The following is a 25061-nucleotide window of genomic DNA, read 5'->3' as shown; positions in this document are numbered from 1 at the left end:
CAGACTATGTTAAAACAGTAACCAGAATTTAATTATGGTTATTAAACATACAGGAAGATTTCTCATATGAACTACTTAGCAATTGTTGGCACCAATTCTAATGTGTCAACCAACCGTATGCTGTTGCAATTTATGCAACGGCACTTCAAAGAAGAAGCCCGAATTGAACTCTATGAAGTCAGAGACTTGCCTGTATTTTACGAAGTGAAAGACGACCAAGTCCCTGAAGAAGTCGCAGCGCTATCGGCTAAAATTCTTCAGGCGGATGGTGTCATCATTGCAACGCCAGAGTACGACCACGCGATCCCCGCGGTACTGAAAAGCGCATTGGAATGGATCAGTTATACCAGTCAGGCACTGACCGACAAGCCGGTACTGATTGTCGGCGCATCCCACGGAGCGCTGGGCTCCTCACGCGCTCAAGCGCATCTTCGCCAGATTCTTGACTCACCAGAACTGGCCGCACGTCTCATGCCAAGCAGCGAATTCCTGTTAGGAAAATCGCAATCTGCCTTTAACACCAGCGGCACTTTAATCAATGAAGAGAAGCGCGCTGAACTCGATGAGATTTTTAGAGAATTTGTGCTGTTTACGCAACTCATAACAAAACTCTTATCAGAAAAAACCGTCATCAAAAAAGACAAAAAATACGTTTGGCAAACTCAAGAGGCATAAGATCAATGAAATTTACAGCAATCGTCGGAACCACTTCGCCAAAGTCCCACAACCGGACACTGCTTCAGTTCATGCAAGCGTATTTCAAAGACAAAGCAGACATCGAGTTGTTGGAAATCAACGAAGTTCCGATGTTTAATCAGGACAACCCATCCAACAATCCGCAACTGCTAGCAATCAACGAGAAAATTATCGCAAGTGACGGCGTCATTATTGCGACCCCCGAGTATAACCACTCGATTCCGTCAAGCCTGAAGAGTGTTCTGGAATGGTTGAGCTACGAGCTCCATCCGCTTGATGGCAAGCCGGTGATGATCATCGGCGCATCCATTGATGCTCAAGGCTCTTCACGGGCTCAGTTGCACTTGCGTCAAATACTGGATGCCCCCGGCGTCAATGCGAACGTGATGCCCGGATACGAATTCCTACTAGGCAATGCACATCAAGCTTTTGATGACAATGGCCAGCTGAACAGCGATAGCACTATCGACTTCTTAGAAATTTGCTTCTTACGCTTCATGCGTTTTGCCAAGATTTCCAACCAATTAAATGAGGAAGAAGCATTCTCGTTCACGCCGGGCACTTATGACGTTCACGCGCTGGGTCACGGTGGTGCGCTGCCAATGAAAGTGGCGTTCAGCGAGAAGAAAATAGAACGGATTGATATCGACACAGCCGGTGAGACAGAAGGTCTGGCAGACGTGGTATTCGTTCGTATCCCAGATAAAATCATCGAAGGTCAGACACTGAATGTCGACGCTCTGTCCGGCGCGTCTGAAACCAGTCATGCGGTTCTCGATGGTGTCGCGAAGGCCGTGAAACTGGCGGGCGTGAACCCTGATATTTTAAGACGTCGTCCGAAACCGGCCAGTAGCTTAAACAAGGGGGATGAAGAATACAGTTGTGATGTTGTGGTGATTGGCGGCGGCGGTGCCGGTTTAAGTGCTGCGGCAACGGTCTTACAACAAGGGAAACAAGCTATTGTGCTGGAAAAATACCCAGCCGTCGGAGGGAATACGATCCGTACCGGTGGTCCAATTAACGCAGCAGATCCCGAATGGCAACGCACGTTTGAAGAAAACCCCGGTGAAAGACACACCATTGAAGCGCTTCTCAGCATCGATGAAAGTGATATTCACGAAGAGTACCGGGATGACTTCCGCGCTTTAAAACAAGAATTCGCCGCTTACCAAGCACAGTTTGGTAAAAATAAAGGTTACCTGTTTGATTCACCGCTGCTGCACAGAATGCAGACTTATTTCGGTGGTAAACGGACTGACCTTCAAGGCAATCATATCTATGGCCAATATGATCTGGTTAAAATCTTAACCGATCGCGCGTTAGAGAGCGTTCAATGGCTTGAAGATATCGGTGTGGAATATGACAAAGATATCGTCTTTGCGCCGGTCGGTGCGCTCTGGCGTCGTGGTCATAAGCCCGTGAAAAAATACGGAACAGCCTTCATTCTTGCGTTAAGCAAATATATTGAAGACATGTCCGGCACCATTATCACCGATAGCCCGGCGAAAGAATTCATCATCGAAGATGGCGAGATCAAAGGCGTTATCGCAACGGGCGTCAACGGTCAGAAAATCACGATTCGTGCGAAAGCGGTTGTTCTGGCGAGCGGCGGCTTTGGTGCGAACACCAAGATGCTCAAACAGTACAACACCTACTGGAGCAACATTGCTGACGATATCAAGACAACCAATTCCTACGCGATGACAGGTGACGGCATCCTGCTGGGTCAGTCCGTAGGTGCCGGATTAACGGGAATGGGCTTTACTCAGATGATGCCGGTCGCAGACCCGAACACCGGCGAACTGTTCAGCGGTCTTCAGGTGCCACCGGAAAACTTCGTCATTGTGAACAAACAAGGCAAACGGTTTATCAATGAATTCGCAGGGCGTGACGTTCTGACCAAAGCGGCATTGGCTGAGGGGGGGTTGTTCTATCTGATTGCGGATGATGAGATCAAGAAGACCGCAGCCAACACCAGTCAGGAGAAAATTGACCGTCAAGTTGAAGCCGGCACCCTGTTCAGAGCCGATACACTGGAAGATTTAGCCCGCCAAGTGGGGATGGATCCGGCCGTACTGGTGGAGACCGTGAACAAGTACAACAGCTATGTTGAAGCTGAACACGACCCTGAATTCCATAAAGATACATTTAGCTTGAAAGTGGAAAAAGCACCTTTCTATGCAACGCCACGCCAACCCGCCGTGCACCATACAATGGGCGGCCTGAAGATTGATACGGCAACGCGTGTGCTTGATGAAAATAACCAGCCAATCAAGAACCTCTACGCAGCCGGTGAAGTGGCCGGTGGTATCCATGCGGGGAACCGTCTTGGTGGTAATGCACTGGCTGATATCTTTACGTTTGGCCGAATTGCAGGGCAAACCGCGATTGCAGAAATGAACTAAACACGCTTATTCAAACCACAAAAGTGCCACCATCCGGTGGCCTTTTGGTCTCTAAAAGTATCAAAAAAGTATGGGAATTCACGAATTGTGTCGCAAAGTGACCCCGCCTGCCTCGCCACTGCCAACAAAATCGCTCACGATACCAACATAAAATCACAGCAAGGTATCATCATGATAAAACTGGCAATGTTCAGCAAAAACAACCCCACTCGACGCGGTAACGGTTTGTTTTACCCCCGGCTCATAGTAGGATAACCGCGATGAAAACAGCACTCGACCACCTCCCGGAGCGGAAGCAACAAGAACTTCACACCATCACCACCGTATTACGCGATACGCTGGATGATTTTCTGCGCAACAAAAATGGCAGCAAGGCTGAGTTCCGGATCCTTAAAATTATCCTGTTCGGCAGCTATGCCAAAGGCACATGGGTGAGCGACCGTCCCAACGGTTATATCAGCGATTACGATATTCTGGTGATCGTCAACCGCTCATCATTGGTCGAAGAGTACGCGGTGTGGCACAGCGCCGAAGAGCAGATCGCGCGTCGGGTCACTTCTGCCCCACTCGGCTTGATCGTCCACACGCTCAATGAAGTCCATCAGCAGCTTCAGCAAGGTCATTACTTCTTTGCTGATATTCGTGAACAGGGCATTGAACTGTTCAGTGCCGATAAGCGAGAGCTGCCCATGCCGGGGAATTTAAGTGAGGAAGAATCACGTTCGATTGCAGCAAAACACTTTAAACGTTGGTTTGCTAACGCTGAATCATTTTATCTTAACTACGGCCACTGTATTGAACGTGAAGATTATCCGATCGCTGCTTTTGAGCTTCATCAATCCGCTGAACGCCTGTTCGCCTGCACCCTGTTAGTGTGTACCAACTATCTGCCCAAAACCCATAATATTGAAAGCCTGCGCTCGATGTGCGCCCAACAAGATCCGGCCTTTGCCGAGCGATTCCCGATGGACAACAAATTCCACCGCCGCAGCTTCCAGCGCCTCAAACGCGCCTACATCGATGCCCGTTATTCCGAGCATTACGAAATCACCGCCGAAGAACTGAGGTATTTACAAAGTGAAGTGGATAAATTGCGGGAGATAACCGAGCGGGTTTGTCGGGGGCGGATTAAAGGCACAGAATAATAAACAGTCTCTGTGGGGTATTTTTGAATAAGGATCTCATTATCTTTTCTTAAGTAGAACAAATGCTCTTGCTTCAAATAGAACATTTTACTTATAGCGTGATACGATGCCTACACATGTTCATTGGTTAGGTATAGGTTATTTTATGGCATCTAGACATGTTGCTGGCTTATTTTTTATATTAATTATTATCGCCATATCATTAGCAAATGCATCAGCATATGTGGGTGATATAATTGAACAAAGTTTAGAATTCCTTGGCGGAATCATTACAGTCTTAGTATTAATTGGCCTCTTTGGTGTCTGGCGAGACATAAAAATATTCAAAGAGAAAGAGTTTAAGCTTATTGGCTTATCATATCCTGTATTAATCATATGTGAGACGATATATCCTGTCATTGAATATTCAGAACAAAGATTTCCTGAATATTGGTGGGGTTCTCATTTATTAGAGCTTTTATTTTCGCTTTATGTTCTCAGTATCTTTATTAGTAAAAAAAGGAAAGCATAATGTCATCACTTACAGGCCAATTAGCCGAGCTAAGAAAGTATGGTGTTGTCGGCTCGATGATATATAAACTATATCAACAGTATGAAGCCAAACAAGATGCTAACGAAACATATAAAGAACTGATGCTTGTTTTAGATGGGCTTTGGGCTAAAGGATACAGATTCGAATCAAAAGAAGTTCAAGCCGTTGTTGCGTTACTACGTGAGCTTCCTGCCCCCGGAGCAAGAAAAAGAAGCTTTGAGAGAAGATATCTTGTCGATGAATATACTCTAAAACAATTACCACATGACCCCAGAAGAATTTCACCGGGATATTGGCACTAATCAACAAGTAACACAACAGCCCACAGATGATGTGGGATTTTTATATACTAATTTACGTTTGGCCGAATTGCAGGGCAAACCGCGATTGCAGAAATGAACTAAACACGCTTATTCAAACCACAAAAGTGCCACCATCCGGTGGCCTTTTGGTCTCTAAAAGTATCAAAAAAGTATGGGAATTCACGAATTGTGTCGCAAAGTGACCCCGCCTGCCTCGCCACTGCCAACAAAATCGCTCACGATACCAGCATTGAATCACAGCAAGGTATCATCATGATAAAACTGGCAATGTTCAGCAAAAACAACCCCACTCGACGCGGTAACGGTTTGTTTTACCCCCGGCTCATAGTAGGATAACCGCGATGAAAACAGCACTCGATCACCTCCCGGAGCGGAAGCAACAAGAACTTCACACCATCACCACCGTATTACGCGATACGCTGGATGATTTTCTGCGCAACAAAAATGGCAGCAAGGCTGAGTTCCGGATCCTTAAAATTATCCTGTTCGGCAGCCATGCCAAAGGCACATGGGTGAGCGACCGACCCAACGGTTATATCAGCGACTACGATATTCTGGTGATCGTCAACCGCTCATCATTGGTCGAAGAGTACGCAGTGTGGCACAGCGCCGAAGAGCAGATCGCGCGTCGCGTCACCTCTGCCCCACTCGGTTTGATCGTCCACACACTCAATGAAGTCCACCAGCAGCTCCAGCAAGGTCATTACTTCTTTGCTGATATTCGTGAACAAGGCATTGAACTGTTCAGCGCCGATAAGCGAGAGCTGCCCATGCCGGGGAATTTAAGTGAAGCAGAGCGCGTTGCGATAGCCAGTAAACACTTTAGCCACTGGTTTGAAAGTGCTGAGCAACATGAAAAATATTTCAGAATCATGTTCGAGAACAAAGACTTGAATCTCGCTGCATTCATGCTTCACCAAGCCACCGAACGTTTTTTCGCCTGCACCCTGTTAGTGTGTACCAACTATCTTCCCAAAACCCACAATATTGAAAGCCTGCGCTCGATGTGCGCCCAACAAGATCCGGCCTTTGCCGAGCTATTCCCGATGGACAACAAATTCCACCGCCGCAGCTTCCAGCGCCTCAAACGCGCCTACATTGATGCCCGTTATTCCGAGCATTACGAGATCACCGCCGAAGAGCTGACGTATTTACAAAGTGAAGTGGATAAATTACGGGAGATAACCGAACGGGTTTGTCGGGGGCGGATCACACCCTAGTTGCTTGAACTTAGGGTGATTGGGTCTGGATAATTGGGTCTAGCTATTTGGGGCAATGTGGGGCAAGCCAAACGACTCTTCTTGAAAATCTGCGGCAACTCTCAAAAGCAATCTTCAACTGCTTAATTTTTATTCTGAATAGCCACCGACTTGATAGACACCTTTTAGTCCAAAGAGTGATCGATTCTTCATATATCTTGCTCTTGTTTGAAGACTCTCAGAACCATCAATCCATACTTCTTCCCATACTAAAATTAACAAAATATTTACAATTAAAATATTTGTGTGACTCAAGTCACAATAAACTCCTGTGATTGAGATCTCTTTTATCCATAGATTGTTTTTTGATCTGTTTTTTATCGATCTAGATCACAACAAACCCTTATTGAGTAATTAATAATCAAACCATAACAAAATAAGGAGAAATCTATGAAAATTGGTATCGTGATTAGTGGCGGAGATGGCGCCGGTATCAATAACTTTATATTTCAGGTGGCTAGACTGTCCGGTGCGGATATTACTATTTTTAATGGCGGTATCTACGGGTTGCTGAACGGTAGCAAGATCGATATCAGCTATCGTGATTTGATTGATTACTCGATTTCTTCAATGCCGATTATTTCATCGGGTCGTTCAGAACGGCATTTAAATCCCAGAGAGTATGACCTCATTGCAAGTCGTTTAAAAAAAGAAAAAATATCTGTGCTTATTTTAGCTGGCGGTGACGGATCGATGAAGTTTCTCCATAAACTTAGTCAATATGGGGTGAACTGTTTTGGCGTCGGCATGACGGTGGATAATGATCTAGAAGGATCGGAATATACGATTGGATTTTCAACCGCCTGTGAAGAAGTATTACATGAAGTCACAAAATTAAGGAACACAGGTCGGGCATTACCGAATCGGGTATTTATGGTTGAAGTGCTTGGTGCATATTGCGGGGAATTAACGCTCCAGTCGGCAATAAAATCGAATGCTGATTTCGCACTGATTCCGGAACATATGATTCCGACTGAGGAATTAGCCAGTCGGGTCAAAGATAAATTAGCCATTCAAAACAGCGTGATTATTTTATGTGCCGAAAGTTATACCCATGAATATACGCCGGGATTTCAGGGTTCGATTGATACGGTTGCCGAACAACTAGAACCTTTAATTGGTATCCGAATCAGAAAAACAACATTAGGTTTTGGCTTAAGAAATGGCAACCCGACAACGGAAGAGATTTATCAAGGTACGATTGCTGCCAGCGAAGTCGTACGTTGTATAAAAAGTGGCATGGCGAACAAAGTCATTGTCATCAACGCCAGCAATAAACCAATACCGGTGGATCTCAACACAATGCAAAACCGGACAATTGATAAGGAAGGCCACTATTTTAAACTAGCAAAACAATTAGAAATTATATGAAAACATAATATAACGTGATGAAAGGTAGAACATGAAGAAGGATTGACTCATGACTTATAATATATGGTGTGTATGCGGTTGTGGTTTGGGCTCTAGTTTTGCGTTAGAAATGACAGCCAAACCGATACTGGAAAAACTCGGTATTGATTTTAGTTTAAACCATACAACTGTGTCAGAAGTTTTAGCATTAAAACCTGATGCGATTATTACCTCAAGTTCATTCTCCGACGCAATAAAAGCAAGCGCCTCTCCTGAGGATGCAGAAAAGATAATTACTATCCAAAAATTTACAGACAGTAATGAAATGGAAGAGAAATTAAATAAATTTTTTAATCATTAATAATATTTCTCTATTCATTTTATTTATATAACCCCCAAACATAGCTTAATTAAAAATTAAGCTATGGCACCCTACTGATTAAAAATGGAGCACATCTTATGAGCGCCTTTTTCGAATTTATTGTAAAAGACTTATTAGGTCAGGCATCAATACTGATTGCATTTATTGCAATGATCGGTTTGATATTACAGAAAAAAACCTACGGTAAAATTTTTGAAGGTACATTTAAAACCATGCTTGGCTTTTTAGTCATGATGGCTGGTATTAATATTATTGTCGAAACCCTCACCTTTTTAAACCAAATATTTACCACGGGCTTCGGGATGAAGGGCTATATTACTGATGTTGCCGCCATTGCCGGTGTTGCTAACAAACAGTTAGGCAGTGAAGTGGCTTTAACGCTCATCGTCATATTCGCCACCAATATACTGATTGCCCGATTCACGCCATGGAAATATATATTCCTCACCGGTCAGGCGCTGCTATGGATGAGTACCATTGGCGCAGTCATTGGCTATAAAGCCGGACTAACCGGACTCCCCCTGATTCTGACCGGTGGGATCTTTGGTGGCATTATGGCTGTCGCGATGCCTGCTATTGCACAACCCGTGGTCCGGCGCATCACAGGCAACGACAGTATCGCACTGGGGCATTTCTGTACCATTGGTTATATGGTGCAAGCCGCAGTCGCGAAAGTAGTCGGCAAAAACTCCAAATCAACCGAAGACATCCAACTGCCGAAAGCATTCTCTTTCTTGAATGACACCTATCTGTCGATGGCTGTCGTGATGATCCCGATGTACCTCATCCCGGCATTAGCCGCCGGTCCGGAATACATTGCGAAATACTCGAATGGGATGAATTACCTGATGTACGCGTTCATGCAGGCGATGGTTTTTGTCGCCGGCGTATTTGTCCTGTACTCCGGGGTCCGCTTATTACTGCAAGAATTAGTCCCTGCGTTCCAAGGTATCGCGATGCGTTTGGTGCCGAATGCGAAACCTGCGTTAGATTGTCCGGTGCTGTTTCCTTATGCACCCAATGCCGTCATCTTAGGTTTCTTATCCACCACGGTGGGCACTGTGATTGGGATGCTACTGTTCCCGGTATTCGGACTCGCCATGATCCTGCCGGGATTATTAACCAACTTCTTCGCCGGTGGTACGGCTGGCATTTTCGGTAACGCGATGGGCGGCAGACGTGGCGCAATCATCGGTGGCGTGGTCCACGGTTTGTTTATCACTTTCTTGCCCGCAATCCTCATCCCACTACTTGAAACCTATGGATTTGTCGGTGTGACCTTCAGTGACTCCGATGTCATTTCATCCGGTCTGCTACTCGGCAACGCCTTCAACGGCAACTGGGGATTTGTCGTGACGTTCATCGCATTCGTCATCGCGATTACCTATTTCGTGAACAGGTCACTTTCTCGCTCTGAAGATAACAAGGATATCACCAATGAAACTGCTTAATTTCAAACAACTCTTGCCCATTGCACAACAGCGTGGTTTTCATGCGGTGGGGTCATTTAACGTCCACTGTCTTGAAATGCTTCCCGCATATTTCGAAGCAGCGCTCGATACCAACTCACCACTGATGCTCCAAATTTCAACCGGGACTGCGGAGTATTTAGGTCGTGAGTTACTGGTGGCTTCCATCAAATCTTTGGCGAAAACGCACGATGTGCCAACCTGTTTACATCTGGATCACTGCTCCAATATCGATGACATCAAAAAGTCCATCGACAGTGGTTTCAGCAGTGTGATGTACGATGGCTCTCATTTGCCGCTCAGCGAGAATATTGCCAATACCAATATCGTCATTGATTACGCCCATCAGTTCAATATCACTGTCGAGGCAGAATTAGGCGCTATTGGTGGTGCGGAAGATGGTAAAGCCATCGCAGACAGTGATATCGCCTTTACCTCGGTGTCAGAAGCAACGGAATTTGTCAGTCAGGCTAACGTCGATATGCTGGCGGTCAGTATCGGGACGGTACATGGTTCCTACACGGCCAAAACCAATATTCAGCACGCACTGTTGGCAGAGATCCATCAAGCCGTAGACAAACCACTGGTTCTCCATGGCGGCACCGGGGTCAGTGATGAAGATATGCGTTATGTCATCCGTCACGGTATGGATAAAGTCAATGTCGGCACCGAGATGAATGTTCAGTGGGTCAAACACTGCCAGGATACGTTCTCGAGCGGCAAAGTCGATGACTCGGTGCGTAAGTTCTTTATTCCGGCACGTAAAGCAGTCAGAGAAGTGATTGCTGAAAAAATGCGCTTATTTCAATAAATCTCTTAAATGAATTATGTCGCTTAAATCATCATACTCAGCCCCGCTTCGGTGGGGCAATTAAGGGGGCACATATGCAATTCCTGAAAAAATTATTCGCCAATCATGCAGCCAGTCAGGTCAACGAAAATCAGGCCGACGCGATTCATCAAGACATCCTGCAACTGGAAGAGCGCTACGCCGCAGAACCGGATAATATCGCGCTCCAACAAACCCTGTTGGTGAAATACACCCAAGCGGCCTCGGTTTATGCGCAAGTTCCGTCATACAAAAATAACGTCAACGATGTGTTTAACAAAATGAATGAGCTGAGAAATACGGCGCGAAAAAATTTCTGAGAAGGAAACATTATGCTGAAAGAGCTTTTAGTTGAAGCCGATGCGATCCAATTACAAGTGGAGGCGAAAGACTGGCGAGATGCACTCGATATCGCCGCTCGTCCACTGTTGGAGCATCAATTTATTAATCTCTCTTATTTAAATGCGATTAAAACAACGACTGAAGAAACCGGCCCTTATTACGTATTCGAAGACGAACGTTTTGCACTGCCCCATGCACGACCCGAGGACGGCGTGAATCGACTCGGCTTTAGTTTAGTGACACTCAAACACCCGATTACCATTCAATCAAGCCCTGAAGTTGATCTCATTATCATGTTATGTGCTTTAGATAGTCATAGTCATATTGAACAGGGACTACGACCGATTTTTGAGCGGCTCAGTGATGAAAAGACACGAGAGCAATTAAAACACGCGACCACGAAAGAAGAGGTGCTGAATTTACTATGAAAACTGTCATTCTTGTTAATGGAATCCCAGCTTCAGGCAAAAGCACGACGGCAACTCAAATTGCCGACTATTTCACCTGTCCCTATCTGTCGATCGATACCATTAAAGAGCCGTTTATGGGGCTGTACCACGATGTGGACCGCAAACTCAACCGCAAACTCGGTCAGGCCGCTTATCAAGTGATTTGGAACACGATAGCTCAGGCCCCGGACGAATGTGTTTATGTGGTCGATGCCTGGTTTGGTTTCCGCCCTAGAGAAGAACTGCTCCAGTATGTCGAACAATCCGATGTTCACCATGTAATCGAAGTGTGGAACCAAGTGTCGCCGGAGACCGTCGTTGAACGTTATAAGCAGCGTTTGCCCTACCGACGCAAAGGCCACCCCGGTGCGGAATATTTGCCCGAACTTGAAACGTTAGCTCGGAAAGCGCAACCGATGAACATTGGTAAGCTGATTTGGCTGGATCAGGATGATACGCCGAGTCACGCCAAGCTGTTGCCTGAGATCACCGCCCTGATGGCAACCTTGTCACAGGTCAAGAAGTCACCGGTTAAGAAAACCATCAACTATTAAATTAACCCTGATCAAACGCCCTGCCTCCGTGGGGCATCGACACCAAACCGGTGGCAGAGCAATCCACGCTTCAGTCTTGATTACCGGGTTATATAATTTTGTCGATATTGGCTTGGGGTACACCCGCTGGCAAGTTTAAACCGATTGGAAAAGTGCCCCGATGAACTGAAACCACACTGTAAAGCGATGGTGACTAAAGATAGATCGGTTTTCTTCAGCAGTGTTTTCGCCAACAGTAAGCGCTGTTGCATCACATATTGATGGGGTGTCAGTCCGGCAGACTGTTTAAACATCCGGGCAAAATGATATTCACTTAAATTTGCGACTGCCGCCAAATCCGAGAGTTGTATATTGGCACTCAGATTCGCGTCAATATAGCCTTTGACTCTGGCAAGCTGGAAAGGCGCAAGCCCACCAGTGACGGGGAGCGGATGCCATTTAAAATTGGTGTAGTGGCGCACTAAGTGGGTTAATAACAAGGTTGTCGCTGAACTCAGCGCTAAGCGGTCAGCCGAATCATGCCAACTCAGATTCAATAGGAATTGTCGATATAGCGTGGTGATTTGCGGATCATCGGCAAAGATGCGTTCATCAATACTTAACCCGTATGGGCTCTTGTCCCAAACCGATTCCGCCACATCGCTTAAATGCTGGTCTGTAAAATAGAAATGAACAAACGATATTGCCCCACGAATATCCCACACAGACGAGTAATCTTTAGGCATTAAACACAGCCGATCAGGCCGCCCACCGTTACGCCAGCCATGCGGGGTTTTCAGGAAAGACTGGTAACCATCCTTGGTATATAAACTCAATGTATGGTGATCCGGGGAATCGACATCAACGAGCGCATGTTGATTATACCAAGATGACATCCCGATCCCGTTCTCCAGAATCGTGGTATCTAACTGCTCCGCCTGATACTGCTGCAAACATTCAATCATCCGGTACGGCTTAGACATGGCTCATCTTCTCCGGTATATCATCGTTAAACCTTAACTAGTGTATGGGGGATCATGAGGGCAAGTAAACCCATCCCGGCGAGACCATCCTCAGAAATCCGCAAGAATATGTAAATCATCAGCAAGCCGCTGTAATCCCCATGATGACAACGCCATTAAAATGGTCTCACCACAGTTAAGATGAATACAATTATATGATCAACGGTTCACTATATATCATGACAGTCCTCATCTGGGGGACAACTTGGTTTGCGATTGCGCTACAAACAGGCGAAGTACCAGCGATGGTTTCGGTTTTTTATCGCTTTGCAATTGCTGCCTGTTTGTTGATTGGCATCTTGAAATTTTCAGGGAAACTGCAATCCATCAGGCGACGCGATCATCTCTTCTGTCTGCTGCAAGGATTATGCGTCTTCTGTTTTAACTTCTTATGTTTTTATTCCGCCAATCACTATATCAACAGTGGGTTAGAATCGGTTTTATTCTCAATGGCGATTGTGTTTAACGCAATCAATGGCGTGCTCTTTCTCGGTCAGCGGATTACCTATCGGCTCGCCTTTGCCAGTTTTATCGGTATTGTCGGCATCATTTGTCTCTTCTGGGAGACGTTATTAGCCAATGATTTTGATACAGCAACACTGATCGGTATCGCTTTGTGCTTACTGGGCACCTACGGCTTCTCGATCAGTAATATTATCAGTGCCCGCCATCAAAAAAGAGGGCTCGATGTGTTGTCAACCAATGCGTATGCGATGCTCTATGGCGCGCTGACCATGTTACTGATCATTGTTGTCACCCGCACGCATTTCACCCTTGAAACAACGGTGAGCTATATCGGTGCTTTATTCTATTTGGCCATCTTTGGTAGCGTGATTGGTTTTGGTACTTACTTTGCTCTTGTGGGGCGTATCGGGACCGGGGCTGCGGCTTATGCGACCATCTTATTCCCGTTAGTTGCTTTATCGATATCGACGCTATTTGAAGGTTATGTTTGGACGGAAACCGCCATCGTTGGGTTAGTACTGATTCTGTCCGGTAATCTGGTGATGTTTGTTAGATTGAAGACACGGCTGAAGCCTCGTTCTAAAACCAATCCTCGTTCTAAAACCAATATAGCTTGATACATCGTGAAAACTGTTGGGCAATGAATCTACTCGTATTGATTGCATCAATATCAGGATAATATCCCTTGAAATACTGAGTTTACCGAGGTGCTCCCCCGGTAAACTCGCTTGACATATATTTTATGCTGGAGGATTAATCACCGAATGCGTCATCCATATGGTTGAACTGGTACAACAACTTAAACGGCCTGATAACCGCAGGATCACTGTACTTGTTGGCTTCTGACCACCACAGTTTTTTCAGCTCTGCCACTTTTTTCGGATACTTACTCGCTAGGTTGTTCGACTCTGAAAAATCAGCTTCAGTGTCAAACAGAGCCCATTGATCATCAGCAAATTCGGTACCGAGTTTGTGCATCGCAATTGCCTTCCATTTCCCCTGCGTAATGGCACGCTGACCACGCATTTCGAAAAACTGAACATTGCGGGTTTTCGCACTTTTGTCGGTCAAAGTCGATAACATTGATTTACCTGCCACCGGAATTTGTTTAACACCATCGACTTTATCAGCAAATTGAGTCCCCGCAGCCTCGAGCATTGTGGGTCCCAAATCAATCAGATTGACATACTGATGGCGAATCGACCCCGGATCAGTCACATGCCCAGGCCATGAGATGATAAGCGGTGTTCTCACACCACCGGCAAATGGCCACAATTTGTAACGACGAAATGGCGTAGCACCAGCCCATGCCCAAGGACGCTGATACAACATATAAGTTTCCGGACCACCCGCTTTATCCAGATCGGCATCCATTTGTTCAACCGTCGTTTTATCCATATATGGTTGATAGAAGCCCCCTTTCTGAGTACCTTCCGAAGCGGCACCATTATCTGACGCAAATACGATCATCGTATTGTCGTATTGACCGGTATCTTTCAGATGCTGAATCAGACGACCAATCTGTTCATCCGTATGGGTGAGAAAGCCAGCATACGTTTCCATAAACCGAGCATAGACTCGTTTTTGCTGAGCAGTCAGAGAAGCCCAGGCCAGATCACCTTTCTCCCGTTTCGGCAGTACTGTATTTGCCGGGATAATGCCAAGCTCTTTCTGACGTTTAAACCGTTGCTCACGCAGTTTATCCCAGCCCAGATCATACTGACCTTTGTACGCGTTAATATATGATTTGGGTACATGCAAAGGTGCGTGTGCTGCCCCTAGGGCGAAGTACAGAAACTTCGGTTTGGGATTGTGCTCATCCATCAGATGGATAGCATGATCAGTCAGATCCACAGACAAGTGGTAACCCGGCATTTGGGGTGTTGGGATCTTATCGTTATTTTCCATCAACTTAGGATGCCATTGATCTGCGTGACCACTGATAAAGCCATAGTAATAGTCGAAGCCTTTTTTCAAGGGCCAGAATTCACGATCACGCCACTTGTTCCCCTCTGCATACTCCGGAGCCAGATGCCATTTTCCCAAGGCGTAAGTCGCATAACCATCAGAACGGAAAGCATCTGCGACTGTCTGGGCATTCAGAGGCAATTCACCACTGTTGGCCGGGCCGCTCCCCAATGGCACATCTTTAGCCGGACCAGGAGCAGGCATAAGACCAGGGATGTGTTTAGGCGGTAGATCTTCCATATGAACCGTTTGCGCGTTTCGCCCCGTCAGTAATGAAGCACGAGTCGGCCCACTCATGGCATTGGTATCAAAACGATTATAACGAATCCCCGCTTCAGCCAAAGCATCAATATTTGGCGTTTTTATCTCGGAACCATAAGCGCCGATATCGGAGAAACCGACGTCATCGAGCAGGATAACGATCACATTCGGCTGATGTTGTTCTTTTGCTTGTGCCTGCGCTGCTTCAACCATGTTTGGTATCGTCATCGTCGAAGCCAGTGCTACCACGGAAAAAACATTAAAAAGCTGTTTCTTGGCAACCGCATTTATTCCCGCACACAATGGATGCTTATCCGCTGATGAATTTTTGGTTTTACCAAAATGATGCGAGATCATTTCTCTGAGTTGATTGGTTTTCATATTCTGTCCTTTTAAACGAATTACATACCTTTAAAAATCAAATTGGAACTCGACTTTACTGACGTCCTGACCACTTGAGTTAAATACGTGTGCAGCCCAAACACGCATGTAAGGTTTAATAAAGTATTGGAGCTCAGGCGCAGCCGTGGTCCCAAATTCATCCTGGGAAACAGTCACGACCGGAGAAAAACCAGTTAATCCGTCCGGGAACATCTGGTAGCTGACCGTCCCTGAAAGTCCAAGCCCTTTCGTCGCATAACCACGGCTTTCAATCAGGCTCGCACTCTCATTGCTGGCCATCTTAGAATATGAAATGTTGGCCGCCACTTTATGCTTAAACCCAAATTGTTTATAACCCACCAGACTATAGGTATATTCAGATTTACTGTTACGAGGCCGTCCGGAATCTGAGTTCACCTTTCCGTTAGGGTTTGCGTTACCCATAATAAAGTTACCGGCACCATTTTCCAGCGTCGGCTGACCATTGTGTGCAGAAACATAAACACCATATGAGTCAGGGGCATACGAATAGAAATCAGCCGTCTGATAACCAAGGTCTACCCCCATAATGTAGGATTGAGTGTCGTAACTCGCATTTAAAAAGAGGTTATTATCAAATTGGTTTTTATAAATGATTTTGTCCGAGTTTTTAACACCTGCATCCCCCTGGGTATCGTACAATCCCTGAACACCGATATCGGTAGCAAACACTGACCAAGTTGCCGTATGTTTAGCGAGCATCAGTGCACCGTATTCGTCCGACTCAAAGCCAAAACGAAACTGTTCCCAAAGAACGCGATCTTCCAAATCACCTTCAAAGTTACTGACGGTCACACCGTCAACTCTACGGTGGTTTTCCTGCACTTTGAGCCAGAAATCACCAATAAAACCCACGTCATTTGTCAGCATGGTTTTACCACGCAAACGTAGATTACCCTGTAAATAAGCACTCTCGCGATTCTTAGCGGAATCACCGCGAGCTATTTCAGCATTACCTTTAAGACGTACAGTTGCATACCAGCGCGAATTATTTTCAGGATCACTGATTTTGCTAATCTCAGCCCCTTTATTCGGATTCAGATAGTTTTCGACCACGTCTGAATCCCATGGATTGGTGTCACTTTTTGCATATGCGGCCGAGGAAAGCAGCAGTGGGATAAGCATGGTAAGCGTTCTCTTTTTCATCGTAAGTCCTTCACGTGTTGAATTTTATTATTTTTTATGTTGATAAAAAAAACCAGAGAGCCCCAAATGCCATACGGTTGGGTCTCTCTAGGTTTTGCCCTGTCAGTGGTAACAATCCCGAGAAATAACGAAAAACTGAATTTTATGTATAAAAAAAACCTGACCACTCACCAAATACTATTTCGGAATGAGTGAAATCAGGTTTTGCTCGCTTTCGCGATAACAATTCTTTTAGCCTCATAGGCTTACCAAGGTGATCAATTGCCTTGGATTTAATAATGCATTGATTAACAGCCACACCATAATTCTGCTTATTCTATTGGTCAATACGATCAAATGAGAGTTGTGAATCCGATCATTTAGTATAGAAATCAATCTGAACAATAGTCAGTATCGAACAGTATTGTTCCTACACGGCCAAAAAAACAATATGTAATTCGCACGATTGGAAGATCGCCATTGGCTCGCTCATAGCCGTGAAAGGTTCGCTCTTGCATGCTCAGAACCGGCACTTCGGCAAATTGAGGATGATACTCGTAACTATCGGTGGTTAAGGCCAAAATACGGACCGGTCACGATTGATATCCAAACATGCTCAATACTATGTAATACACCAATAGCACAGCCACCTTTATGTGATAAACAACCCAAAAAACACGACTGCAATATGATATCTGTGATCAAATACAGCGTTTACCTCGTCACAGATGTTGCTATCTACGGGTGGGTATGTTTATGCTCTTAGTCAGGCGCAGTCCTCCAATCATCATGTCTGTCAACATCGTCTTGGCTAGCATGAAATGATTGAAAGACACGGCCGATAAAGATGAGAGCAAAGCTAGGATTGTTACTGTTCATATCAGGCAAAACCTAAATAAGTCAGCATCCATTGCGGGTGTTGAGTTGTTTAGGTTTTTTTTATCCACATTTTTAATAACGATAATTCAGAGAGCCATGTCATGAATGACCACACCATCCCCATCAATATTGTTGATCCGTCACCGCAAGCGGGGCCTTCCCTGCACTTACCAAAGCTCGGTGATGATGATTACTACAGCTATCACAACATGGTTAAACCAACAGGATCGTTATGTAATCTGGATTGTACGTATTGCTTTTATCTACATAAAGAGCAGCTCTTGAATCAGTCCAAACGTCCCAGAATGGCCCCGGACTTACTGGAACTTCATATCCGGCAATACATGGAAGCCAATACCGGTCCCAGTGTCGATTTCACCTGGCAAGGGGGAGAGCCGACACTAGCGGGGCTCGACTTCTACAAACGGGTGGTCAGCATACAACAAAAATATAAGCGCCCGGATCAAATCGTGTATAACGATTTACAGACCAATGGCCTGCTTCTGAATGATGAATGGTGCCAGTTTTTAAAGGAACATGATTTCCTTGTCGGTCTGTCGATCGACGGTCCGGCAGAATTTCATGATCGTTATCGTTACACCAAAACCAAAATGCCGACACATGCAAAAGTCATGGAAAAAGTGGCGCTGCTTCACCAATACGGCATTTCGTTTAATGCACTGTGTGTGGTGAACCGGGACAATGCACAACAACCGTTAGCCGTTTATCGCTTCCTCCGGGATCAGGTAAAACCGAACATCATTCAATTCATCCCCGGTATCGAAACCAAAGACTTTGAATCAGTCGCACCGGGACAGTGGGATCCGGATAAACTCCCTTTAATTTCTTCTCCGGCAGCAAGACCCGGCAATGAAAACTCCGTCGTGACAGACTGGAGTGTCGATCCGATCGATTGGGGTAACTTTCTGTGTACGATTTGGGATGAATGGTTTCAGCGTGATTTTGGCCGAACCTTTGTCGATCAATTTGAAAATGTCATCTCAATCATGTTCAACCACGGACCGCAGAAGTGTGTAAATGCTCAAGTCTGCGGTAAGGCTGTTGCGATTGAACACAATGGTGATATTTATTCGTGTGACCACTTCGTCTATCCCGAATATAAGCTGGGTAATATTCAACAAACTCATCAAGGGGATTTGGTGTTTTCTGCAGCGCAGAAAAAGTTTGGCTTTGCTAAATTTGAGTCTCTGCCAAAACATTGTAATCAATGTTTCTTCCTCAATTTATGTTGGGGAGAGTGCCCGAAAAGTCGCTTCATCCGCACACCGGACGGTGAAGCCGGGCTCAGTTATCTTTGCTCAGGGCTCAAACTGTTTTATGCCAAAGCAACCAATGCCTATTCCTCGTTGAAAAAACGACTACAACTGTAGTCGTCAACTTTCGGCCCGAACGGTCAGCAATATCGCGCCATGTTCAATCGGATCGCCCTTTTGAACATGGCATATTACGTCATCAAACGCTGCTGAGTTTTTGATAATCACCACTGTTTCCAGGTCATATCCCATCCCGGAAATCGCCACATGATCAAAAAAGATAATCGGTTGTCCGCGTTTTACTTGCGTTCCTTTTTGCAAAGCAACGGAAAAATGTATCCCTTCCAGTTTGGCCATATCAATACCAATATGAATAAAAACTTCCACGCCCTGCTGCGTTTTGAGGCCAATCGCATGGCTGTGATTAAAATCGGAGACGACCTCCCCATCAACCGGTGAATACACAGTGCCACTATCAGGAATAATCACAACGCCTGCGCCTAAAATCCCCATTGAAAAAATCGAATCCGCCGACTCTTCAAGCGGCAGAATCGCCCCGGATAAAGGTGAATAGATCGTGTCACGCAATACACTTTGGGGTGACTCATCGGTGGCGATTTGCTGTTGCTGCGTATGTGATGCCAGCGTCATAGCGACCGAACTGGAGACCTGCACGGATGGCCGTTTTGTTTCTGGCTTTTTTTCTGGCTTTTTTTCTGGCTTTTTTTCTGGCTTTTTTTCTGGCATAAACGCTTGCTCAATACCACCATGGTGCTGAACATCAGATGTTTTCTGAACCAACTGACCCGAAAAATAATAACTCAGGTATCCAGCCAATAATGCGGCAATAAGATTGGCGACTAAGGCGGCATAAACGGTAGCATCAATGCCGTGTTCAGGAATAATTTGTGTCAAAGTGAACAGGCTCATGAAGCCCATGGAATAGACTTTGGTTTGATAAAGACCGACCAAAAATCCGCCGAAAGCGCCTCCCAAACAGCCAAACAGAAAAGGCCGCCTATTGGGTAATGTAAACCCGTACACCGCCGGCTCCGTAATCCCAAAAAACGCGGTGACGGTGGCAGCCCCCAGGAGTCCTTTTCGCTTACGGTCTTTTTCACGCAAAAACAGCCCGAGACAAGCACCGGCCTGCCCGAAGACAGCAGGCATCAACAAAGGCACCAACACATCATAACCATAGACAGACAGGTTATTCATAATGACGGGAACAACTCCCCAGTGAATCCCAAACGCCACAAGGACTTGCCAGAGTCCCCCCATCAGTAACCCTGCGATTCCCGGGCCAACCTGATACAGCGAAATGATCAGCCATGAAATTTCGAAGGCAACCCAAGATGAGAGCGGGCCGATAAAAATAAACGTCATCGGGACAGTCACAGCAAGACACAGCGCAGGGATCAGTAAATCTGCAAAAGAAAATTTCATGTACCTCGCGAGAAAATGCTCTAGTTTCGCATTCATCCATGTGGCGAGTATCACCGGAATAACACTCGATGAATAATCAATATAATAAATGGGCAGACCGAAAAACGTATCGAGCGTCTGACTGCTGGCAACACTTTGTGGGCCATTTTGTGAAAAAAATAAACCTGCGGTATTGATAATATCAGGATGAACCATGGCAGCACCGATGGCCATCCCCACAAACGGGCGCCCCTTAAACTTTTTGGCTGCGGTATAGCCCAGAAAAATCGGCAGAAAGATGAAGGTTGATGACGATGCCAGATTCAGTAAATGATAACTACCACTCCCAACGGTCAGCCACCCTATGGATGAAAATAACGCCAACATACCAGTGAGGATACCGGCACCCGCTAATAGTCCAAGTAACGGGGTGAAAATGCTGGTAATAATATCAATAAATTGGTTCAAAAATCCGTGAACAGGCGGATCTTCTACGTGTTCGCCTAACAATACCTGAAGCTCATCATAGATTTGGACAACATACCCACCGACCACAATATGATACTGGCCCAAACACTTCATCACCGCGACAATATCCGGCAGTTCAAGCAGCCTTTCATCTGCAACTTTCGCTTCATTTTTCAATACAAAACGCAGACGTGTCGTACAATGGGTGACACTTTTAATATTGTTCGCCCCACCGACAAAGATAAGAATCTGGCTCGCCAGTGCCTGATAATGATTCATTTCATATGTTCTCAGTCATCATGTGTTCTCAATCATATTGTCTAACCAATGCTTTCTACATCATCATAGTGCGGCCCGTCTGACCCGCTCTATATGGACAGTCAGAAACATCATCTCTTCTGAAGTCATCACATGTTGATATTTTTTCTCTACGTACTGACCAATTCGCTCTGTACAATCAAACGATTGTGGATACTTCTCTTTGACGGAGATAAACATTGAATCATCATCAGACTCGATAACCTTCTGATGAATCAAGCGATGCGCAAAAAATTTCAAATGGGTCACTAATCGTTGAAAATCGGTACTTTTTTCATCCAGACTGATTTCCAACTGGTACTGGATCATCTGCACAATATCACGAATCAGATTCGTCACATTGACCGTATTATTCATATCCTCATTGAGCTGCGCATTGACTAAATGCAACGTGATAAAGCCAGCCTCATCTTCATCAAACTGAATCCCCGAAGATGCCTTCAACAAATCTAGTGCTTTCAGGCTGACACGATATTCCTGTGGATAGAGCTGGCGGATTTCCCATTGCATCGGATTTTTGACCGACTGATTATTGACCATTCGCTCGATGGCAAAAAATAGGTGATCCGCTAAAGAGATATGGACACTCGGATGTAACTGTCCCGGCAACTCTTGCTTCGCTAAGCTTACAATCGATTCCGTCACAGAAAGCAGTTCCAAAGGGATTTTCTCCAGCAGTTCGTGGTAACGTACGTCAAACGATTTATCGTCAGTTTTGGCTAGCGTAAACACCTTTTCAATCAACTGCTGATCAATCGACATCCCTTGCTTCATTTGAAAGCCGATGCCTTTGCCCATAACCACAACTTCATGTCCATGCTCATCAATAGAGATAATGACATTATTATTCAGTACTTTTTCAACCTGCATGTTCATCTAAACCCATTCTTCATATAAAAAAACCTGAAGACTTCAAAACAATACTAGTCGTAGTAAATGTTTCGAAAACTTCAGGTTTTGCATGCTTGTGCATTCGCAATCCATGTTCTCTGTCAACATAGCATGTAATTTGAAACGCTATCAATGCAAGATCATATAACTGTGCAGTCCAGCACAGCATAAACGACACAGCATCAATAGCGATCACTTAATGACCCATATCAACGTTCCGTCACATTTATTTGATAGAATTATAATCTAAGATGCATCCCCATCACTGTGCTTATTTCATTCAGAAAAGCCGCATTCATCATCACGGATAGAGAGATAATAAAGAGATTACGATGACAGACAAAAGAGTCAGGTTTTCAGAGAATGACAGTCTCATCTCAACCACTTCCCCCGACAGTCATATCACCTGCTGCAATGAAGTTTTTTGCCGGGTTGCCGGTTACCAACAAACGGAGCTCCTCGGTAAACCCCATAATGTCATTCGCCATGATGACATGCCAAAGGCGGCTTTTGCCCAGTTGTGGGACTATATACAATCCGGCAAAAGCTGGATGGGACTGGTCAAGAATCAATGTAAAAATTCCGGTCATTATTGGGTCTCGGCTTTTGTCACCCCCATCATGGGCAAAGATGGCAAAATCTACGAGTATCAATCCGTTAGAACACAACCGACAGATGCACAAATTTCACGGGCGGCATCACTTTATCGTCGTTTGAAAAAAGGTGCTGTCACCATCAGACGCACCCAATGGATGAATCTCTCATTCGGGCTCATGCTGATACAGTTGCTCACCCTAATCGCTTTTGCTTTTACGACTTTATCAGCCCCACTGATGCTCGGCGTGATGATCCCATCGATTCTGCTTCAGGCTGCATGTTCATTGCGACTGAAACAGCGTATGACAACCTTGAATGAATTGGCACAAGAGCATTACAACAACCCTCTCATGGAACAGCCGTATACAGGGTATTGTGATGATCTCTCTCGCATCGAGTTAGCACTAATGATGAAGCGTGCAGAGTTAAGAGCCGCGACGGCAAGAGCCAAAGAAACGTCCGCCACGCTGCTCCAGGCAGCCAATGAAGAAGTTCACAACCGCCAGTTGATTGATCGAGAACTGAACGGACAAGAAGCAGCAACCAGTGCGATGGCCGTGTCTGCCGAAGAAATGTTGGCCTCCATTGATGAAGTCTCTAAACAGGCAAAGCACAGTGCTGAATTTGCTAGCGACGCACAAGCGCAAGCGCGGGAAGGCACCCAGACCATTGACGAAGCCGTCCGCACCGTACATCTCCTGAGTCAGCATCTCACCCATTCAAAAACCGCACTGGAACAACTTTACCATGACGTTCATGGCATCGAAACGATTCTGGAAATGATTCAAGGTATCGCCGAACAAACTAACTTATTGGCTCTCAATGCCGCAATAGAAGCCGCAAGAGCCGGTGAGCACGGACGCGGCTTTGCCGTGGTCGCAGATGAAGTCCGTGCTCTCTCTGCCAAGACAAGCACATCTGTCGGAGACATTCGCTCGAAAATTGAAGAACTGCAAACCACCGTCAATAAAACGGGGGAATTAATGGAAGAAGGTGTGCAAGCTTCTGAGCAAAGCGTCGCCAAATCACAACAAAGCAAGGAATCATTCGAGGCGATTGTGAATGACTTGGTTTCTATCGGTGAGCAAAGTGCATACACAGCACAAGCCATTACCGAACAAGTACAAGTGACTCAAGGGATCAACGAACATGTGATTCGGATGAATGATGCCATTCAGTCAACAAAATCCCTCTCGTCATCATCGGTTGATCGAACCAATATTCTTGTAACACGACTGGAAAGTTTACAGCGACTGGTACAGCAATTCAGTCGGTAACAGATGTATTCTGCGCCACACACAAACAGGATGAGAGCCTCAACATACAAGCGCTGCCAGATTTTTGCAACGCTTGTATGTTGAGGCTCTCATCTTCAGGATCATGGCTATCCCAAAACCGCTGCTAGCCAAAATCAACCGCTCCTTTGCATCGGCAGCAGCATACGCAAAGTAAACGTGCAAAAGTGTCTGTCCCCGTAACCCTCTGTCTCCTAAACCATCCCTGCCCCGAAAGCTCCTTTTCGAGAAATAGCATTGTCACTTTCTATGACAAACCGATACACTCTGCCCTTCAATCATCACTCAGAATTTACCGATGCAAAATAATGAAGACCACGCTGATGAAGCGGCAGAAACAGAAATTGAAATCGAAGCGATTGGCATTGAAGTCAACAGTCAGCCCATCGAACTGTATAAAGTCCTTAAGATAGCGGATGTCGTCAGTGGCGGAGGGGAAGCCAAATATGCCATTGCTGAGGGATATGTCGTGGTTAATGGTGAACTCGAACTGCGTAAACGCCGTAAAATGTACGATGGTGATCTGGTCGAATTCAACGGTGAATACTATCTCGTCATTTGTGATGTCCCTGTCGCTGAATCATCTCAGGCAGACCCCGGTCAAGAGCAGCCCAATCAGTCTCATCAAAAAACATCTCAAACAACCGCTTCAGAGAATACTTCACAGCGTAAAGGCAAAAATAGCCCCGTGAAAAAGACACCGGCGAGCAAAAATTCACATCAATCGAAACAGGGAAAAACCAATAACAATGAGCTGATCATTGGCAAACATTATCAGCCTGAACAAGGGAAAAATCCCGCCAAAAATAATCGTCTTACCGACAAAAAACCGGAAAAGAATACGCCCTCGGACAAATCTGAACCTACAGAACATGATGTGGTTGGCGGACGCGGTGCGATTAAATTTTTCTGATGCGATAGCATTGGTTAGGTGATATT

General features: G+C 45.6%; 22 protein-coding genes. 17 read left to right on the top strand and 5 right to left on the bottom strand.

What is annotated here, in order from left to right:
• Positions 1–66: 66 nt before the first annotated feature.
• The 13 genes from MKS89_RS04020 to MKS89_RS03960 all read left to right on the top strand — a co-directional run bounded on the left by MKS89_RS04020 (position 67) and on the right by MKS89_RS03960 (position 11735).
• Positions 67–675 carry an NADPH-dependent FMN reductase gene (locus MKS89_RS04020; protein ID WP_021020879.1) on the top strand — a complete coding sequence of 203 codons (609 nt, stop codon included), beginning with the start codon at positions 67–69 and terminating at the stop codon, positions 673–675.
• Positions 676–680: 5 nt separating this feature from the next.
• A complete protein-coding gene (locus MKS89_RS04015) occupies positions 681–3101 on the top strand; it encodes a flavocytochrome c (protein WP_072963625.1) in 2421 nt (806 codons plus the stop codon).
• Between the two features lie 260 nt (positions 3102–3361).
• A complete protein-coding gene (locus tag MKS89_RS04010) occupies positions 3362–4246 on the top strand; it encodes a HEPN domain-containing protein (protein WP_077316441.1) in 885 nt (294 codons plus the stop codon).
• A gap of 106 nt (positions 4247–4352) precedes the next feature.
• Positions 4353–4757, top strand: a complete 405-nt coding sequence (locus MKS89_RS04005; RefSeq protein WP_131814980.1) for a hypothetical protein — start codon at positions 4353–4355, stop codon at positions 4755–4757.
• The gene (locus MKS89_RS04000; RefSeq protein WP_072963796.1) at positions 4757–5080 is read left to right on the top strand and encodes a hypothetical protein; all 324 of its coding nucleotides are present in this window, start codon (positions 4757–4759) and stop codon (positions 5078–5080) included. The genes MKS89_RS04005 and MKS89_RS04000 overlap by 1 nt, the downstream gene beginning before the upstream one ends.
• Before the next feature lie 362 nt (positions 5081–5442).
• Entirely contained in the window at positions 5443–6321 is an 879-nt protein-coding gene (locus MKS89_RS03995) for a HEPN domain-containing protein (RefSeq protein ID WP_072962256.1), read from the top strand.
• Positions 6322–6750: 429 nt separating this feature from the next.
• Complete coding sequence (locus tag MKS89_RS03990; protein ID WP_072962253.1) at positions 6751–7731, top strand: 6-phosphofructokinase; 981 nt, start codon at positions 6751–6753, stop codon at positions 7729–7731.
• A 49-nt stretch (positions 7732–7780) separates the two neighbouring features.
• Positions 7781–8071, top strand: coding sequence for a PTS sugar transporter subunit IIB (locus tag MKS89_RS03985; RefSeq protein WP_072962251.1), 291 nt, complete (start codon positions 7781–7783; stop codon positions 8069–8071).
• Between the two features lie 98 nt (positions 8072–8169).
• Positions 8170–9543, top strand: a complete 1374-nt coding sequence (locus MKS89_RS03980; RefSeq protein ID WP_072962248.1) for a PTS sugar transporter subunit IIC — start codon at positions 8170–8172, stop codon at positions 9541–9543.
• The gene (locus tag MKS89_RS03975) at positions 9530–10372 is read left to right on the top strand and encodes a class II fructose-bisphosphate aldolase (RefSeq protein WP_072962246.1); all 843 of its coding nucleotides are present in this window, start codon (positions 9530–9532) and stop codon (positions 10370–10372) included. The genes MKS89_RS03980 and MKS89_RS03975 overlap by 14 nt, the downstream gene beginning before the upstream one ends.
• Before the next feature lie 74 nt (positions 10373–10446).
• Entirely contained in the window at positions 10447–10710 is a 264-nt protein-coding gene (locus tag MKS89_RS03970) for a hypothetical protein (RefSeq protein ID WP_072962244.1), read from the top strand.
• Positions 10711–10722: 12 nt separating this feature from the next.
• Positions 10723–11160 (top strand): PTS sugar transporter subunit IIA, encoded by a 438-nt coding sequence (locus MKS89_RS03965; RefSeq protein WP_077316439.1) that lies wholly within the window; start codon positions 10723–10725, stop codon positions 11158–11160.
• Positions 11157–11735, top strand: a complete 579-nt coding sequence (locus MKS89_RS03960; protein ID WP_072962240.1) for a P-loop nucleotide/nucleoside kinase family protein — start codon at positions 11157–11159, stop codon at positions 11733–11735. Before MKS89_RS03965 ends, MKS89_RS03960 begins: the two co-directional genes overlap by 4 nt.
• Positions 11736–11815: 80 nt before the next feature.
• Here the strand turns inward: MKS89_RS03960 and MKS89_RS03955 are convergent, their stop codons facing one another.
• Positions 11816–12697 (bottom strand): AraC family transcriptional regulator, encoded by an 882-nt coding sequence (locus MKS89_RS03955; protein WP_072962237.1) that lies wholly within the window; start codon positions 12695–12697, stop codon positions 11816–11818.
• Positions 12698–12915: 218 nt separating this feature from the next.
• Here MKS89_RS03955 and MKS89_RS03950 point away from each other — a divergent pair, with 218 nt between their 5' ends.
• A complete protein-coding gene (locus tag MKS89_RS03950) occupies positions 12916–13818 on the top strand; it encodes a DMT family transporter (protein WP_205409160.1) in 903 nt (300 codons plus the stop codon).
• Between the two features lie 136 nt (positions 13819–13954).
• On the opposite strand, the gene MKS89_RS03945 is transcribed toward MKS89_RS03950, so the two are convergent.
• Together MKS89_RS03945 and MKS89_RS03940 are read right to left on the bottom strand one after the other, a co-directional pair.
• A complete protein-coding gene (locus MKS89_RS03945) occupies positions 13955–15811 on the bottom strand; it encodes an arylsulfatase (protein WP_072962236.1) in 1857 nt (618 codons plus the stop codon).
• A gap of 30 nt (positions 15812–15841) precedes the next feature.
• Complete coding sequence (locus MKS89_RS03940; RefSeq protein WP_131814935.1) at positions 15842–16996, bottom strand: hypothetical protein; 1155 nt, start codon at positions 16994–16996, stop codon at positions 15842–15844.
• Between the two features lie 959 nt (positions 16997–17955).
• Between MKS89_RS03940 and MKS89_RS03935 the strand changes: the two genes are divergently transcribed.
• On the top strand, positions 17956–19245 hold the full coding sequence (locus MKS89_RS03935) for an anaerobic sulfatase maturase (protein ID WP_072962230.1): 1290 nt from the start codon (positions 17956–17958) through the stop codon (positions 19243–19245).
• 3 nt (positions 19246–19248) lie between these two features.
• Here MKS89_RS03935 and MKS89_RS03930 read toward each other — a convergent pair whose 3' ends face one another.
• Both MKS89_RS03930 and licT read right to left on the bottom strand, forming a co-directional pair.
• Positions 19249–21300, bottom strand: coding sequence for a glucose PTS transporter subunit IIA (locus tag MKS89_RS03930; protein ID WP_072962227.1), 2052 nt, complete (start codon positions 21298–21300; stop codon positions 19249–19251).
• 63 nt (positions 21301–21363) lie between these two features.
• The gene (gene licT, locus MKS89_RS03925; protein ID WP_077316422.1) at positions 21364–22215 is read right to left on the bottom strand and encodes a BglG family transcription antiterminator LicT; all 852 of its coding nucleotides are present in this window, start codon (positions 22213–22215) and stop codon (positions 21364–21366) included.
• A gap of 347 nt (positions 22216–22562) precedes the next feature.
• Here licT and MKS89_RS03920 point away from each other — a divergent pair, with 347 nt between their 5' ends.
• A complete protein-coding gene (locus tag MKS89_RS03920; RefSeq protein ID WP_072962224.1) occupies positions 22563–24104 on the top strand; it encodes a methyl-accepting chemotaxis protein in 1542 nt (513 codons plus the stop codon).
• A gap of 316 nt (positions 24105–24420) precedes the next feature.
• Positions 24421–25035, top strand: coding sequence for an RNA-binding S4 domain-containing protein (locus tag MKS89_RS03915; RefSeq protein WP_072962221.1), 615 nt, complete (start codon positions 24421–24423; stop codon positions 25033–25035).
• The last annotated feature ends 26 nt before the right edge of the window (positions 25036–25061 follow it).

The sequence above is a fragment of the Vibrio gazogenes genome (assembly GCF_023920225.1).
GTDB classification, from domain to species: domain Bacteria; phylum Pseudomonadota; class Gammaproteobacteria; order Enterobacterales; family Vibrionaceae; genus Vibrio; species Vibrio gazogenes.
The sequence above is the reverse complement of the archived record's forward strand: the minus strand, read 5'-3'. Positions and strand labels throughout refer to the sequence as shown.

Excerpts from the sequence above, each read along its gene's own strand:
- MKS89_RS03955 (WP_072962237.1), bottom strand. The coding sequence starts at position 12,697 with ATGTCTAAGCCGTACCGGATGATTGAATGTTTGCAGCAGTATCAGGCG.
- MKS89_RS03930 (WP_072962227.1), bottom strand. The coding sequence starts at position 21,300 with ATGAATCATTATCAGGCACTGGCGAGCCAGATTCTTATCTTTGTCGGT.
- licT (WP_077316422.1), bottom strand. The coding sequence starts at position 22,215 with ATGAACATGCAGGTTGAAAAAGTACTGAATAATAATGTCATTATCTCT.
- MKS89_RS04015 (WP_072963625.1), top strand. The coding sequence starts at position 681 with ATGAAATTTACAGCAATCGTCGGAACCACTTCGCCAAAGTCCCACAAC.
- MKS89_RS03990 (WP_072962253.1), top strand. The coding sequence starts at position 6,751 with ATGAAAATTGGTATCGTGATTAGTGGCGGAGATGGCGCCGGTATCAAT.
- MKS89_RS04000 (WP_072963796.1), top strand. The coding sequence starts at position 4,757 with ATGTCATCACTTACAGGCCAATTAGCCGAGCTAAGAAAGTATGGTGTT.
- MKS89_RS03940 (WP_131814935.1), bottom strand. The coding sequence starts at position 16,996 with ATGAAAAAGAGAACGCTTACCATGCTTATCCCACTGCTGCTTTCCTCG.
- MKS89_RS03960 (WP_072962240.1), top strand. The coding sequence starts at position 11,157 with ATGAAAACTGTCATTCTTGTTAATGGAATCCCAGCTTCAGGCAAAAGC.
- MKS89_RS04010 (WP_077316441.1), top strand. The coding sequence starts at position 3,362 with ATGAAAACAGCACTCGACCACCTCCCGGAGCGGAAGCAACAAGAACTT.
- MKS89_RS03935 (WP_072962230.1), top strand. The coding sequence starts at position 17,956 with ATGAATGACCACACCATCCCCATCAATATTGTTGATCCGTCACCGCAA.
- MKS89_RS03950 (WP_205409160.1), top strand. The coding sequence starts at position 12,916 with ATGACAGTCCTCATCTGGGGGACAACTTGGTTTGCGATTGCGCTACAA.
- MKS89_RS03915 (WP_072962221.1), top strand. The coding sequence starts at position 24,421 with ATGCAAAATAATGAAGACCACGCTGATGAAGCGGCAGAAACAGAAATT.
- MKS89_RS04005 (WP_131814980.1), top strand. The coding sequence starts at position 4,353 with ATGCCTACACATGTTCATTGGTTAGGTATAGGTTATTTTATGGCATCT.
- MKS89_RS03980 (WP_072962248.1), top strand. The coding sequence starts at position 8,170 with ATGAGCGCCTTTTTCGAATTTATTGTAAAAGACTTATTAGGTCAGGCA.
- MKS89_RS03945 (WP_072962236.1), bottom strand. The coding sequence starts at position 15,811 with ATGAAAACCAATCAACTCAGAGAAATGATCTCGCATCATTTTGGTAAA.
- MKS89_RS03975 (WP_072962246.1), top strand. The coding sequence starts at position 9,530 with ATGAAACTGCTTAATTTCAAACAACTCTTGCCCATTGCACAACAGCGT.
- MKS89_RS03995 (WP_072962256.1), top strand. The coding sequence starts at position 5,443 with ATGAAAACAGCACTCGATCACCTCCCGGAGCGGAAGCAACAAGAACTT.
- MKS89_RS03985 (WP_072962251.1), top strand. The coding sequence starts at position 7,781 with ATGACTTATAATATATGGTGTGTATGCGGTTGTGGTTTGGGCTCTAGT.
- MKS89_RS03965 (WP_077316439.1), top strand. The coding sequence starts at position 10,723 with ATGCTGAAAGAGCTTTTAGTTGAAGCCGATGCGATCCAATTACAAGTG.
- MKS89_RS04020 (WP_021020879.1), top strand. The coding sequence starts at position 67 with ATGAACTACTTAGCAATTGTTGGCACCAATTCTAATGTGTCAACCAAC.
- MKS89_RS03970 (WP_072962244.1), top strand. The coding sequence starts at position 10,447 with ATGCAATTCCTGAAAAAATTATTCGCCAATCATGCAGCCAGTCAGGTC.
- MKS89_RS03920 (WP_072962224.1), top strand. The coding sequence starts at position 22,563 with ATGACAGACAAAAGAGTCAGGTTTTCAGAGAATGACAGTCTCATCTCA.